Origin of the sequence: Serinicoccus shuyuelongi (genome assembly GCF_045032955.1) — a bacterium.
Taxonomy (GTDB): domain Bacteria; phylum Actinomycetota; class Actinomycetes; order Actinomycetales; family Dermatophilaceae; genus Ornithinicoccus.
In genome coordinates this window covers 22,505-35,665 of the sequence record NZ_JBJFZU010000006.1, presented here as the reverse complement: position 1 = coordinate 35,665, position 13,161 = coordinate 22,505, and the positions used below count along the sequence as shown (strand labels likewise).

Genomic DNA, 13,161 nt, shown 5'->3' with positions numbered 1-13,161 from the left:
CGGTGCCGTGCTGCTCTGGCGTGGGTGGATGAGTCGGCCGGTACGCCGGGTTCTGTCCCCCCGCGCCGTCACCGGCACTGCGGGGGCGGCGGCCATCCATCTCGGGCCTGCGTTGCCGCAGGCCTCCAGCGACCTACCCGTACGCTCGGGCGGGCAGCCCTCGGACGCGCACTGTCTGGTCTTGCTCCAGGTGGGGTTTGCCGAGCCACGCCAGTCACCTGGCGTGCTGGTGGTCTCTTACACCACCGTTTCACCCTGACCCACCGCGAACGGTGGGCGGTCTGTTTTCTGTGGCACTGTCCCGCGGGTCACCCCGGGTGGCCGTTAGCCATCACCTTGCCCTGTGGAGCCCGGACGTTCCTCGACGGGTCACCCCGGAGGGTGCCCGACGCGGCCGCCTGGCCGACTCATCCACCCCGGCAGCATAACGGCCCGCGGGGACGGTGCCGGCCACGCCAGGTCCGGTAGGCTTGCGCCACGTGATCGCCTCCCGCAGCAGCACCCCCGCCGACGTCCGACGGTGGCGCTCCCACCTGGCAGACGAGCACGCCAACGCCCGGGTCTTCCGGGACCTGGCCGCCCGCCGCTCCGGCGAGGAGCGGCAGATCCTGAGCTCGTTGGCCGAGGCGGAGGAGCGGCACGCGCAGCACTGGGTGCGGCTGCTGGGCGACCGCGCCGAGCCCACCCCGAGGGCCACCCCCGGGCAGCGGCTGCAGGGCTGGCTGGCCCGCCGCTTCGGGATGCTCTTCGTGCTGTCGTTGCTGCAGCGCTCCAAGTCGAGCAACCCCTACCTGGACGAGGTGGACGCCTCCACCGCGATGGCGGCCGACGAGAAGGTCCACGAGGAGGTGCTGCGCGGGCTCGCGGCCCGCGGCCGGCTGCACCTGTCGGGCAACTTCCGCGCCGCGGTCTTCGGGGCCAACGACGGTCTGGTCTCCAACCTGGCGCTGATCATGGGGATGGCTGCCACCGGGGTGGGCAGCAGCATCGTGCTGGCTGCCGGGCTGGCGGGCCTGCTCGCCGGGGCGCTGTCGATGGCCGCGGGGGAGTACATCTCGGTGCGCTCGGCGCGGGAGCTGCTCTCCGCCTCCCAGCCCGGGCGGGGGACCCGGGAGGCCCTGGGCCGCCTCGACCTGCACGCCAACGAGCTGGAGCTGGTCTACCGTGCCCGCGGGATGGACCTGGACGCAGCCCGGACGCGGGCGGCCGAGGTGCTGGCCCAGGTGCAGCGGGGAGGCAACGCCCCCGCGGACGCGGTCCCCGCGGCACCCACCGAGGCCGACGAGCAGGACGCCGTGCTCAACCCGTGGGGTGCGGCCCTGGCCAGCTTCGCGTTCTTCGCCTCGGGGGCGCTCATCCCGGTGCTGCCCTACCTGCTGGGGCTCGGCGGCGGCGTCGCGCTGGTCGTGGCCCTGGTCCTCGTGGGGATGGCGCTGCTCGTCACCGGTGCCGTCGTCGGCGTGCTCTCCGGCGCCTCCCCGCTGGGCCGCGGGGTGCGTCAGCTGCTCATCGGGTATGGCGCCGCCGCCGCCACCTACCTGCTCGGCCTGGTCTTCGGCACTGCGGGCCTGGCCGGCTGACCCGCGTTCGGCTAGAAGCTGGTCGCCCCGGCGTCGCGCAGGTCGTGCACCTCGACCCCGCCCTCGGCCCCGAAGGTGCCGATGTGCTGGACGTACATCCCGCGGCCTGTGTCGTTCAGCAGCCCGTCGTGGATGGGGATGATCCCGCGGCGCGGTGCGATGCGGCGCACGAAGGCGATGGCCTCGGCGACCTTGCCCCAGGGCGCGCTGACCGGGACGCAGAGCAGGTCCACCTCGCCGGGCTCACCGTCCAGGGCGTCGCCGGGGTGGTAGAGGCTCGGCCCGCCCTCGACGCGCAGCACCACGCCGGTGTTGCCGACGCGCTCGACGTAGGGGTGGATCGTCGCGTGCTGCTCGCCCACCGCGGTGAGCTGCAGCCCGCCGTCCCCCAGCCCGAGCGTGGAGCCGGGGGAGAGGACCTCGACGCGGTCGGCATACCCGGCGTCGGTGACCGTGGTCGCCGTCTGGGCCTCCATCAGCACCCGTGCCCGCGGGTTGGCGGCGAGCAGGGCGGCCGCCTTCTCTGGGTGCAGGTGGTCCGGGTGCTGGTGGGTGACGACGACGGCGTCCAGGTCGGTGACGTCCTCGAAGCTCGAGAAGGCACCGGGGTCGACGAGGACGCGCTGGCCGGCGAGCTCGATGAGCAGGCAGGCGTGGCCGAGATGGGTGATCTGCATACCGCCACTGTAGGCAGACGAGGGTGCCGGGCGGCGGCGCCGGCCGGGCGCAGGACGTAGCCTGCTTCCCGTGGAGTTCCTCAACGGCACCGAGCCGGTGCACGACCTGACCTACAACGACGTCTTCATGGTGCCCTCCCGCTCGTCGGTGAGCTCACGCCTGGACGTCGACCTGCGCACCCAGGACGGGGTCGGCACCACGCTGCCCCTGGTGGTGGCGAACATGACCGCGGTCGCCGGGCGGCGGATGGCCGAGACGGTGGCCCGGCGTGGCGCGGTCGCGGTGCTGCCGCAGGACATCCCGCTGGCCCAGGTGCGGCAGACGATCGCCCAGGTGAAGGCCAGCCACCCGCTCTACGAGACCCCGATCACCATCGAGCCCGCGGCCCCGGTCGCGCAGCTGCTCTCGGTCATGTCCAAGCGCGCCCACCACGCCGCGGTGGTGGTCGAGGAGGGGGCGCCGGTCGGGATCGTCACCGAGGCGGACTGCGAGGAGGTCGACCGCTTCGCGTCCGTGCGTGACGTCATGCAGCCGCCGCGGGTGGTGCTGGAGGAGGGCATCGAGCCGCGGACCGCCTTCGACCAGCTGGAGCAGACCCGAGCCGGGATGGCACCGGTGGTCGTGGACGGGCGGCTCGCCGGGGTGCTCACCCGCACCGGCATCGTGCGCTCCGGCATCTACACCCCCGCGCTGGACGCCCAGGGCCGGCTCTGCGTGGGTGCCGCGGTCGGGATCAACGGGGACGTGGCGGCCCGGGCGGCGGAGCTGCTCGCCGCCGGTGCCGACGTGCTGGTGGTCGACACCGCGCACGGCCACCAGGACAAGATGGTCGAGGTGCTGCCCGCCGTGGTCGCGGCCCGGGACGCCCACGAGCGGGAGACCGGGGTGCGGGTGCCCGTCGCCGCCGGCAACGTCGTCTCGCGCGCCGGCGTGCAGGACCTGGTCGAGGCCGGGGCGGACATCGTCAAGGTGGGGGTGGGACCCGGGGCGATGTGCACCACCCGGATGATGACCGGGGTGGGTCGCCCGCAGTTCTCGGCGGTGCTGGAGTGCGCCGAGGCGGCGCGCGGGCTCGGGGCCCACGTCTGGGCCGACGGCGGCGTCAAGTACCCCCGCGACGTGGCGCTGGCGCTCGCCGCCGGGGCCGCCTCGGTGATGGTGGGGTCCTGGTTCGCGGGGACGCTGGAGTCGCCGGGCGACCTCATCAAGGACGCCGACGGCCGGCAGTACAAGGAGTCGTTCGGGATGGCCTCGGCCCGGGCGGTGCGCCACCGCACCCGCGAGCTGAGCGCCTTCGACCGGGCGCGGTCGGCGCTCTTCGAGGAGGGCATCTCCTCGGGACGGATGTTCGTCGACCCGGCCCGCCCCGGGGTGGAGGACCTCATCGACCAGATCGTCTCGGGGGTGCGCTCCGCCTTCACGTATGCCGGTGCCCGCACGATCGGCGAGTTCCACACCGGCGCCGTGGTCGGCGTCCAGGGGTCGGCCGGCTACGAGGAGGGGCGGCCGCGGCACACCTCCTGGTGAGGAGCGGCATACCTTCGGGGTGGGGGAGGCCGGCATACCCGGGCGCTGCCCTCTCCTGCTGCCGTCCTTCGTCCCCGACGTCATCCCTCAGCCGGCTCGTCATCCCTCGTCCTGGTCGTGCAGGCTGAAGGATGACGAACCGGACGAAGGTCAGCCCGCTGTGGGCCGGTGCCCCAGCAGCTCAGGGCGGGCCAATCTCGCGGCGCTGAGCACGCACCGACGCACCGCCTCCGGTTGCCGGAGGTCGCCCCAGGTCACCCGGCCGACGCCATACCCCAGGGCGCGGATGCGGTCCTCCCGCGTCTTCTCCGACGTGAGCGCCCGCGCACCCTGGCCACCGGCATACTTCAGGCGGCCGTCGAACTCGAGCACCACGCCGAGCGCGGGCAGGTAGAAGTCGACCCGGGCGATGACCACCTCGCCGTCCCGGACGAGGTACTGCGGGACGGCGGTGAACCCCAGGTCGGCCAGGACCAGCCGGAGCAGCGACTCCCCGGGTGACTCGCTGCGCCCGTCGGCCAGCGCCACCGCCAGCCGGGCACCCTCCACCCGGGGGACGCGGGCCGCGTCGGCCAGGGCGCGGTCGAGCTCGGTGGTGGTCACCAGCTCGAGGTGCAGGGCGGCGTCGATGGCAGCGACGGCGGACGCCCTCGGGGTATGCAGCGCCGCCCCCACCAGCGCGGCCGCCGGCGGCTGCACGAGCAGGCTGTCGACCTGCCGGAACTCCGCCGGTCGAGGACACAGGTGGACGCTGTAGGTCTCGCGCCTGCGACTGGTGCCCGTGGGGCGGGTGTGGCACACGTGCAGCCTGGCCAGCGGGGCCTGCGGCAGCGGAAGTCCCCACAGCAGCACGGCGGTCTGGTGGCTGGCGGCCCACGCCTCCGGCCGGCTGCGGAGCAGGGCCCGCGCCCGCAGCCGATGCTTGGCGTCGTCGTGCTCCGCCCCGGTGAGCACGCTGGTCTGCACGTAGGCGCCGCGCGCCACCCGGGTCAGCACCCCACGCTGCACCAGCCCCCGGAGCACCTCACGGTTCAGGCCGATCGACGCCGCCTCAGCCGTGGTGATGGCGTGGTGGTGGGTGCGGAGGAAGGTGTCGAGGGCGGGGTGCATACGCTCCACCGTGCCCGCTGCGCCGGTCCCGTGCCTGCCGTCGGGGTGCTGCCTGTGGACAACGGGCGCCGGCAACGCCGACAGCCCCGTCAGGGGTCGACTGACAGCCCCGAAGTCATCCCTCGTCGCGTTCGTGCAGGCCGAAGGATGACCAACCGGCTGAGGGATGACCAGCCGGCGGAGGGATGACCAACCGGCTGAGGGATGACCAGCCGGCGGAGGGATGACCAACCGGCTGAGGGATGACCAACCGGCCGGGCGGGCTCAGCCCAGGTGCTGGGTGTGCCAGGCGGCGCCGATGATGCCGGCGTCGTTCTTCAGCTGGGCCGGGACGATCGGGGCACGGGTGTGCAGCAGCGGCAGGAACTTCTCCGCCTTCTTCGAGACCCCGCCGCCGACGATGATCAGGTCCGGCCAGAGCAGGTCCTCGACGTGCGAGTAGTAGCGCTGCAGACGCTCGGCCCACGCCTCCCAGGAGAGGTCCTCCCGCTCCCGCGCGCTGGTCGCCGCCCGGGTCTCGGCGTCGTGGCCGTCGATCTCCAGGTGCCCCAGCTCGGTGTTCGGCACCAGCACACCGCCGAGGAAGAGGGCGCTGCCGATGCCGGTGCCCAGGGTGGTGAGCAGCACCACGCCGGTGTTGCCGCGCCCGGCGCCGAAGTGCACCTCCGCCACCCCGGCCGCGTCAGCGTCGTTGACGACGTGCACGGTGCGGCCCAGCCGCTGCGAGAACAGGTCGTCGGCGTCCGTGCCGATCCACGACGGGTCGATGTTCGCGGCCGTCCGGACGACGCCGTGGTGCACCACCGCCGGTACGGTGAGCCCGATCGGGGTGTCCGCACCGATCTCGTCGGCGAAGTCGTCGACCATCTGCTCGACCAGCGCGGCGACGGCGTCCGGCGTCGACTCCTCGGGCGTGTCCACCCGGCGCCGGTCGGCCGCGAACTCCCCCTTGTGCACGTCGACGGGTGCACCCTTGATGCCGCTGCCGCCGATGTCGATGCCGAGGGTGTGCTTCTTCGCCATGAGGACGTCCTTTCAGGGGAGGGTGAGGATCTCGGGACCGTCCTCGGTGATGAGGATGGTGTGCTCGAACTGGGCGGAGGGCGCACCGTCCGCGGTCACCACGGTCCACCCGTCCTCCCACTCGTGCCACTCGGGAGTGCCCAGGTTGAGCATCGGCTCGATGGTGAACGTCATCCCGGGCTCGATCACGGTCGCGTACTCCGGCGCCGCGTCGTAGTGCGGGATTACCAACCCGGAGTGGAAGGCCTCACCGACCCCGTGCCCGGTGTAGTCGCGGACCACCCCGTAGCCGAAGCGCCCCGCGTAGCTCTCGATCACCCGACCGATGACGTTGACCTCACGCCCGGGACGGGCCGCACGGATCGCCCGCGCCAGCGCCTCCTGCGTCCGCTCGACGAGCAGCCGTGTGTCCTCGGCCACCTCCCCGCACAGGAACGTCGCGTTGTTGTCGCCGTGCACACCCCCCAGGTATGCCGTGATGTCGATGTTGCAGATGTCGCCCTCGCGCAGCTCACGGTCGTCCGGGATGCCGTGGCAGACGACCTCGTTCACCGACGTGCACAGCGACTTGGGGAAGCCGCGGTAGCCCAGCGTCGAGGGGTAGGCGCCGTGGTCCAGCAGGAACTCGTGCCCGGCCCGGTCGATGGCGTCGGTCGTCACCCCGGGACGGACCAGCTCACCGCAGATCTGCAGTGCCTGGGCGGCCACCCGCCCCGCGACCCGCATCGCCTCGATCGTCGCGGCGTCCTTGACCTCCGAGCCGCGGAACGGTGCGGGAGCCGGCCGGTCCACATACTCCGGGCGGGTGATCGAGGCGGGGACGGCCAGGCGTGGGCTGACGCGCCCGGGGGCGAGCGGGGTGCGGACGGGCATAAGGTGAAGTCTAGGTGCCGGTCCACCGGGCCCGGCAGGCACGCGTAGCCCGAGGAGCGTCATGCAGTACTGGTTCAACACGCGCACCCAGCAGGTCGAGGCGCACGACGACCCTGCACGGGCGCGTAGCGCGGACCTGCTCGGCCCGTACGGCAGTCAGCAGGAGGCCGCACAGGCGCTGGAGACCGCCGCGGCACGGACCGCCGCCTGGGACGAGGCGGAGAAGGCCGAGGACGAGTGGCGGACCGGGGGCCCCGAGTCGAGCCGCCGGGACACCAGCCCGCTCGACGGCTGAGGGACGCGCCGGCTCAGCGGTGCAGGCGGGGGAGAACCTGCTCGCCGAAGACCTCGAGCCAGCGCTCCTGGTTGCGCCCGACGTTGTGCAGGTAGACGCGGTCGAAGCCGAGGTCGACCAGGCCCTGGATGTGCCGCAGGTGCACGTCGGGATCCGAGGAGATGACCATCCGCCCCTCGAAGTCCTCAGGGCGCACCAGCTGGGCCATCGCCGCGAAGTCGTGCGGTGAGCGGATGTCGGCCTTGCCGAACTTCATCCCGCCGTTGGGCCACTCCGTCATCGCGTTGGCCAGGGCCTCTTCGTCGGTCTCCGCCCAGGACAGGTGCAGCTGGAGCACCTTCGGCATCGTCTCCGGGTCCTTGCCCACCTCCCTGGCGCCCTCGGCGAACCTGCCCAGCAGCATCTCGATCTTTTCCGCGGGTGCCCCCACGGTGATGATGCCGTCGGCAGAGCGACCGGTCTTCTTCGCGTTGATCGGCCCGGCGGTGGCCACCAGGATCTCCGGCGCGGTCTCCGGCATCGTCCACAGCCGGGTCGTCTCCATGGTGAAGAACTCCCCGGCGAACTTGCTGTCCTTGCCCTCCAGGGACTTCTGGAACAGCTGGTTGATTAGGTCGACGGCCTCGAACATCCGCCGGGACCGCTCGCCCGCCTCGGGCCAGTAGCCGCCGAGCACGTGCTCGTTGAGCGCCTCCCCGGCCCCCACCCCCAGCCAGGTCCGGCCCGGGTACATCGCCTCCAGGGTGGCCGCGGCCTGGGCCACCACAGCCGGGTGCCAGCGGAAGCTCGGGCAGACCACCCCGGGCCCCAGGTCCCCGGTGGTGCGCTCACCCACCGCGGTCAGCACGTTCCAGACGAAGGCGGACTGCCCCTGCGAGGGCACCCACGGCGCGAAATGGTCCGCCGCCATGCACCCGGAGAAGCCCAGCCGTTCCGCCGTCTCGGTCAGCGCCACCGCCTCGGAGGGGTGGAACTGCTCCAGCATCGCCGCATACCCGATCGTCAGCTCGCTCATGGAACGCAGCGTATGCGCCCCCGCCGACGTCCGCCCGTCCCTGGTCGCTCGCTAGGGTCGCCGGATGGACGAGGTGGTCGTGGAGAAGGTGCTCCGGGCGATCGAGGAGGTGCCCCCGGGGCGGGTGGTCAGCTACGGCGACCTGGGGGCGCTGGTGGGGATCAACCCGCGGCATTTGGGCCTGGTGCTGCGGCACTGGGGGGACAACGTCACCTGGTGGCGGGTGACCAACCGGGACGGCGAGCTGCCGCCCGAGCTGCTGGCCCGGGCCCGGCCCCGATGGCAGCAGGAGGGGATCCCGGAGAAGCCGGACGGCCGCGGCTGCCGCATCGATACCCACCGGGTCGACCTGGAACTGCTGCGCCGCGCCTACTCCCGGGCGACCGACGACCTGGACGATGCGGCAGGATGAGGTCATGAACCGCCAGCAGGAGTATGTCCTCCGCACCATCGAGGAGAGGGACATCCGGTTCGTCCGGCTCTGGTTCACCGACCTCATCGGCACCCTCAAGTCGGTGGCCGTCGCCCCGGCCGAGCTGGAGCAGGCGTTCACCGAGGGCATCGGGCTCGACGGCAGCGTCATCGAGGGCTTCACCCGGGTCTACGAGGCCGACATGATCGTGCAGCCGGACGCCGACACCTTCCAGGTGCTGCCCTGGCGCGACCGCACGGCCCGCATGTTCTGCGACATCAACATGCCCGACGGCAGCCCCGCGGCGACCGACTCGCGGCACATCCTGCGCCGGGCGCTGGACGCCGCCGGCCAGGAGGGCTTCACCTTCTACACCCACCCCGAGATCGAGTTCTACCTGTTCAAGGAGCCCTACGACGCCAAGGTCGGACCGGTCCCGGTGGACCAGGCGGGGTACTTCGACCACGTCGCCCGCGGCGACGGCCACGACTTCCGGCGGGCCGCGATCGAGATGCTCGAGCAGATGGGCATCTCGGTGGAGTTCAGCCACCACGAGGGTGGTCCGGGCCAGCAGGAGATCGACCTGCGCTACGCGGACGCCCTGTCGATGGCGGACAACATCATGACCTTCCGGTCCGTGGTCCGGGAGGTGGCGCTGCACGAGAAGGCCTTCGCCACCTTCATGCCCAAGCCGCTGGCCATGCAGCCCGGGTCCGGCATGCACACCCACGTCTCGCTCTTCGAGGGGGACACCAACGCCTTCTACGAACCGGGCGCGAGCTACGAGCTGTCCCAGACCGGGCGCCAGTTCATGGCCGGGGTGCTGGCCCACAGCCGGGAGATCTGCGCGGTGACGAACCAGTGGGTGAACTCCTACAAGCGTCTCTGGGGCGGCGGCGAGGCTCCCGCGCACGTCTGCTGGGGGCACAACAACCGTTCCGCCCTGGCCCGGGTGCCGATGTACTCGATCGGCAAGGGCCACTCCCGCCGGATCGAGGTACGCAGCATCGACTCGGCCTGCAACCCCTACCTGACGTATGCCCTGATCCTGGCCTCCGGGCTGCGCGGCATCAAGGAGGGCTACGACCTGCCGGTCGAGGCCGAGGACGACGTCTGGGCGCTGACCGACGCCGAGCGCCGCGCGATGGGCATCGACCCGCTGCCGCAGAGCCTGGGCGAGGCGGTCGCCGTGATGGAGGGCTCGGAGCTGGTCGCCGGGGTGCTCGGGGAGCAGGTCTTCGACTTCTATCTGCGCAACAAGTGGCAGGAGTGGGGCGACTACCGGTCGCAGGTGACGCAGTTCGAGCTGGACCGTTACCTGCTGCACCTCTGAGCCGGAGCTATGCCCGTGCCGCCCGCCACGCCCAGCACCGGCCCCCGCCCCGGGGGACGGGCCCCGCAGCAGCCCCTGGGCGCCGGGGGCCTGGCCCGGGCAGGCTTCCAGGACGTGGGCAGGGCCGCCCAGCTGCTGGAGGAGGTGCTGGGGCGGCTCCGTGAGGGCGCGGACGCCGAGGAGCTGGACGTGGCGGCGCTGGTCGCCGACCTCGGCGCCACCGCGGACCCGGACGCCGCGCTGCTGCTGCTGGTGCGCCTGCTGGACCCGCGCAGCACCGGGGCCGACCAGGGGCGGACGGACGTGCATACCGCTCCGGTGGTGCGGGAGCCAGGACTCCCGAGGCGGCGGCTGCTGGCGCTGCTCGGGGGCTCGGTCGCCCTCGGTGAGTCCCTGCTACGCCACCCCCGGCACATCGAGGACGTCGCCGGGCAGCGCTCGCCGGAGGCCTGGCAGATCCTCGAGGCCGTCCACGGCCTGACCGGCCGGGAGGGCGCCGACGCGCTGCGGGTGGCATACCGGCGCCAGCTCACCCGGATCGCCGCGGCCGACCTCACCGCCACCGACCCGGTCGCGCTGATGCCGGCCGTCGGCGGGGCGCTGGCCGACCTGGCCTCGGCCGCCCTGGAGGCGGCGCTCGAGCTGGCCCGGGCCGAGGTGGAGGACGAGCAGGACTGCGCCTTCACCGTGGTCGGGATGGGCAAGACCGGGGGACGGGAGCTCAACTACATCTCCGACGTGGACGTCATCTTCCTGGCCGCGCCGCGCGGGGACGCCACCGAGGAGCAGGCCCTGCGGGTGGGCGGGCGGCTGGCCAGCGCGCTGATGCGGATCTGCGGCGATGCCACCGCGGAGGGCTCGCTGTGGCAGGTCGACGCGGCGCTGCGCCCGGAAGGCAAGAGCGGACCGCTGGTGCGCTCCCTCGGCTCGCACCGCGAGTACTACCAGCGCTGGGCCAGCACCTGGGAGTTCCAGGCCCTGCTCAAGGCCCGCGTGGTCGCCGGCGACGGGGACCTCGGGCGTCGCTGGCTCGACATCGTCGAGCCCATGGTCTGGGAGGTCGCCGCACGGGAGAACTTCGTCGTTGACGTGCAGGCGATGCGTCGTCGGGTGGAGCAGCACGTGCCCCGGGACGAGGTGGACCGCCAGATCAAGCTCGGCCCGGGCGGGCTGCGGGACATCGAGTTCAGCGTGCAGCTGCTCCAGCTCGTGCACGGGCGCAACGACGAGGCGCTGCGGTCGCGCACCACGCTGGAGGCCCTGGCGGCGCTGCGGGACGGCGGCTACGTCGGTCGCTCGGACGCGCGGCTGCTGGACGAGGCATACCGGTTGCTGCGGAGCCTGGAGCACCGGGTCCAGCTGCACCGGATGCGGCGCACCCACCTGATGCCCACCACCCAGGCCGAGCTGCGCCGCCTCGGCCGTTCCCTCGGCGAGCGGGGCGAGGCCCACCAGGCGGTGACGCAGCGCTGGCGCAGCGTCCGGCGTGACGTCCGGCGCCTGCACGAACGGCTCTTCTACCGCCCCCTGCTGTCGGCGGTGGCCCGGCTGTCCACCGACGAGGCCCGGCTGTCGCCGGAGGCGGCGCGCGCCCGGCTGGCCGCGCTCGGCTACCGCGACCCGGCCGGCGCCATGCGCCACCTGGAGGCGCTCACCGAAGGGCTGAGCCGGCGCGCCACCATCCAGCGTCACCTGCTGCCGGTGATGCTGTCCTGGTTCGCGGACGGCGCCGATCCGGACACCGGGCTGCTGGCCTTCCGCCGGATCAGCGACACCCTGGGCACCACGCACTGGTACCTGGGCATGCTGCGGGACGAGGGCAGCGCGGCGCAGCGGCTGGCCAAGGTGCTCTCCTCCAGCCGGTATGCCGTCGACCTGCTCATCCGCAGCCCAGAAAGCGTCTCCTTGCTGGGTGACGAGGGCGAGCTGGTGCCGGCGGACAAGGACGCGCTGGTGGCCAGGATGACCGCGGCGGCCCGGCGCAAGGGCAGCACCGAGGAGGCCTTCGCCGCCGTCCGCGCGGTGCGCGCCCGCGAGCTGGTCCGGATCGTGCTCGGCGACCTCGCGGCCGGCTGGGAGGGACCCGACGTGCGCCAGTCCCTCAGCGACCTCACCGACGCCTACCTCGAGGGTGCCCTGGGGGTGGCCTCCCGGCGGGTGCCGGCCCGCCGCCAGGAGGAGCCGTCCGCGGCGGTGCTCCTCGTCGGCATGGGTCGCCTCGGCGGCCAGGAGGTGGGCTACGCCAGCGACGCCGACGTGATGTACGTGTACACCCCGCTTCCCGGGGCGGACCCGGAGACGGCCTCGGCCCAGGCCGTCGACATCGTGGCCGAGCTGCGCCGCGGCCTGTCCGGTCCGGGTCCCGACCCGGTGCTCGAGCTGGACGCGGCCCTCCGGCCGGAGGGCAAGGGCGGTCCGCTGGTGCGCAGCCTGGAGGGGTACCGCACCTACTACGAGCGGTGGTCGGCCGGGTGGGAGTCCCAGGCGCTGCTGCGCGCCCGACCGGTCGCCGGTGACCGGGAGCTGGGGGAGGCCTTCACCGAGCTCATCCGACCGCTGCGCTGGCCCGAGGGGGGCATCGAGCCCGCGGCGGTCCGGGAGATCCGCAAGCTCAAGGCGCGGATGGAGGCGGAACGCCTGCCGCGCGGTGCCGACCCCCGGACCCACCTCAAGCTGGGGCTGGGCGGGCTGAGCGACGTCGAGTGGGTGGCCCAGCTGCTGCAGCTGCAGCACGCCTACGAGCACCCCGGGCTGCGGGTCATGAGCACCCTGGAGGCGCTGCGGGCGGCGGTCGCCGCGGACCTGCTGGACGCGACGGACGCCGCGACGCTGGAGCAGACCTGGGCCCTCGCCTCCCAGCTGCGGGACGCCGGGATCGTCTGGCGCGGCCGGGCGGTCGACAGCGTGCCCAGCGACATCCGGGACGCCGAGGGGATGTCGCTGGTGATGCGGCGCGAGCCGGGCCGGGGCGCGACCCTGGCCCAGGACTGGCGGCGCAGCGCGCGGCATGCGCGCTCGGTGGTCGAACGGGTCCTCTACGGCGACCGACCGCCGGAGCATCCCGGGGCCGCCGGGAAGCGGGCCGAGCCGCGTCCGGGCGGGTCCTTGCCGGGTGCCGGGCCGGTCCGCCCCCCGCGCCAGGCCGGGGACCGGGACCCTCACACCGACGCCTTCGGCAGGCCCCGGCTCACCGACGCCCCACGCTCTCCGGCCAGCTTCCCGCGGCCCAGGCAGGACCCGTTCGGCCGTGACCGACCACGCGGTCCCCGACGTGGCGAGGACGGCGGGACGGGCTCGCGTCCGTAGGATGTCCCG

At 73.3% G+C, this 13,161-nt stretch carries 11 protein-coding genes and 1 other RNA gene; 6 read left to right on the top strand and 6 right to left on the bottom strand.

Annotated features, from left to right (window positions below; genetic code table 11):
- Positions 1-25 precede the first annotated feature (25 nt).
- Positions 26-410, bottom strand: an RNA gene (gene rnpB, locus ACI3EY_RS09280) — RNase P RNA component class A.
- 69 nt (positions 411-479) lie between these two features.
- On the opposite strand from rnpB, the gene ACI3EY_RS09275 reads away from it, so the two are divergent.
- On the top strand, positions 480-1,580 hold the full coding sequence (locus ACI3EY_RS09275; RefSeq protein ID WP_405037651.1) for a VIT1/CCC1 transporter family protein: 1,101 nt from the start codon (positions 480-482) through the stop codon (positions 1,578-1,580).
- An 11-nt stretch (positions 1,581-1,591) separates the two neighbouring features.
- On the opposite strand, the gene ACI3EY_RS09270 is transcribed toward ACI3EY_RS09275, so the two are convergent.
- The gene (locus tag ACI3EY_RS09270) at positions 1,592-2,257 is read right to left on the bottom strand and encodes an MBL fold metallo-hydrolase (RefSeq protein WP_405040227.1); all 666 of its coding nucleotides are present in this window, start codon (positions 2,255-2,257) and stop codon (positions 1,592-1,594) included.
- Between the two features lie 70 nt (positions 2,258-2,327).
- Here ACI3EY_RS09270 and ACI3EY_RS09265 point away from each other — a divergent pair, with 70 nt between their 5' ends.
- Positions 2,328-3,785: a GuaB1 family IMP dehydrogenase-related protein gene (locus ACI3EY_RS09265; protein WP_405040226.1), complete on the top strand. Its 1,458-nt coding sequence runs from the start codon at positions 2,328-2,330 to the stop codon at positions 3,783-3,785.
- A 150-nt stretch (positions 3,786-3,935) separates the two neighbouring features.
- On the opposite strand, the gene ACI3EY_RS09260 is transcribed toward ACI3EY_RS09265, so the two are convergent.
- The 3 genes from ACI3EY_RS09260 to map all read right to left on the bottom strand — a co-directional run bounded on the left by ACI3EY_RS09260 (position 3,936) and on the right by map (position 6,791).
- Positions 3,936-4,895: a type IV toxin-antitoxin system AbiEi family antitoxin domain-containing protein gene (locus ACI3EY_RS09260; protein WP_405040225.1), complete on the bottom strand. Its 960-nt coding sequence runs from the start codon at positions 4,893-4,895 to the stop codon at positions 3,936-3,938.
- Positions 4,896-5,159: 264 nt separating this feature from the next.
- Entirely contained in the window at positions 5,160-5,918 is a 759-nt protein-coding gene (ppgK, locus tag ACI3EY_RS09255) for a polyphosphate--glucose phosphotransferase (protein ID WP_405040224.1), read from the bottom strand.
- 12 nt (positions 5,919-5,930) lie between these two features.
- Positions 5,931-6,791 carry a type I methionyl aminopeptidase gene (gene map, locus ACI3EY_RS09250; protein ID WP_405040223.1) on the bottom strand — a complete coding sequence of 287 codons (861 nt, stop codon included), beginning with the start codon at positions 6,789-6,791 and terminating at the stop codon, positions 5,931-5,933.
- Between the two features lie 61 nt (positions 6,792-6,852).
- Between map and ACI3EY_RS09245 the strand changes: the two genes are divergently transcribed.
- Complete coding sequence (locus ACI3EY_RS09245; RefSeq protein WP_405040222.1) at positions 6,853-7,086, top strand: methionine aminopeptidase; 234 nt, start codon at positions 6,853-6,855, stop codon at positions 7,084-7,086.
- Positions 7,087-7,099: 13 nt separating this feature from the next.
- Here the strand turns inward: ACI3EY_RS09245 and ACI3EY_RS09240 are convergent, their stop codons facing one another.
- Complete coding sequence (locus ACI3EY_RS09240) at positions 7,100-8,101, bottom strand: TIGR03557 family F420-dependent LLM class oxidoreductase (protein WP_405040221.1); 1,002 nt, start codon at positions 8,099-8,101, stop codon at positions 7,100-7,102.
- Between the two features lie 64 nt (positions 8,102-8,165).
- Here ACI3EY_RS09240 and ACI3EY_RS09235 point away from each other — a divergent pair, with 64 nt between their 5' ends.
- The 3 genes from ACI3EY_RS09235 to ACI3EY_RS09225 are packed head-to-tail and all read left to right on the top strand — an operon-like array spanning position 8,166 to position 13,152.
- A complete protein-coding gene (locus tag ACI3EY_RS09235; protein WP_405040220.1) occupies positions 8,166-8,513 on the top strand; it encodes an MGMT family protein in 348 nt (115 codons plus the stop codon).
- Between the two features lie 4 nt (positions 8,514-8,517).
- A complete protein-coding gene (locus ACI3EY_RS09230) occupies positions 8,518-9,846 on the top strand; it encodes a glutamine synthetase family protein (protein ID WP_405040219.1) in 1,329 nt (442 codons plus the stop codon).
- A gap of 15 nt (positions 9,847-9,861) precedes the next feature.
- On the top strand, positions 9,862-13,152 hold the full coding sequence (locus ACI3EY_RS09225) for a bifunctional [glutamine synthetase] adenylyltransferase/[glutamine synthetase]-adenylyl-L-tyrosine phosphorylase (protein WP_405040218.1): 3,291 nt from the start codon (positions 9,862-9,864) through the stop codon (positions 13,150-13,152).
- Positions 13,153-13,161 lie beyond the last annotated feature (9 nt).

Coding starts and splice junctions, on each gene's coding strand:
- map (WP_405040223.1), bottom strand. CDS start 6,791: ATGCCCGTCCGCACCCCGCTCGCCCCCGGGCGCGTCAGCCCACGCCTG.
- ACI3EY_RS09260 (WP_405040225.1), bottom strand. CDS start 4,895: ATGCACCCCGCCCTCGACACCTTCCTCCGCACCCACCACCACGCCATC.
- ACI3EY_RS09245 (WP_405040222.1), top strand. CDS start 6,853: ATGCAGTACTGGTTCAACACGCGCACCCAGCAGGTCGAGGCGCACGAC.
- ACI3EY_RS09230 (WP_405040219.1), top strand. CDS start 8,518: ATGAACCGCCAGCAGGAGTATGTCCTCCGCACCATCGAGGAGAGGGAC.
- ACI3EY_RS09240 (WP_405040221.1), bottom strand. CDS start 8,101: ATGAGCGAGCTGACGATCGGGTATGCGGCGATGCTGGAGCAGTTCCAC.
- ACI3EY_RS09270 (WP_405040227.1), bottom strand. CDS start 2,257: ATGCAGATCACCCATCTCGGCCACGCCTGCCTGCTCATCGAGCTCGCC.
- ACI3EY_RS09235 (WP_405040220.1), top strand. CDS start 8,166: ATGGACGAGGTGGTCGTGGAGAAGGTGCTCCGGGCGATCGAGGAGGTG.
- ppgK (WP_405040224.1), bottom strand. CDS start 5,918: ATGGCGAAGAAGCACACCCTCGGCATCGACATCGGCGGCAGCGGCATC.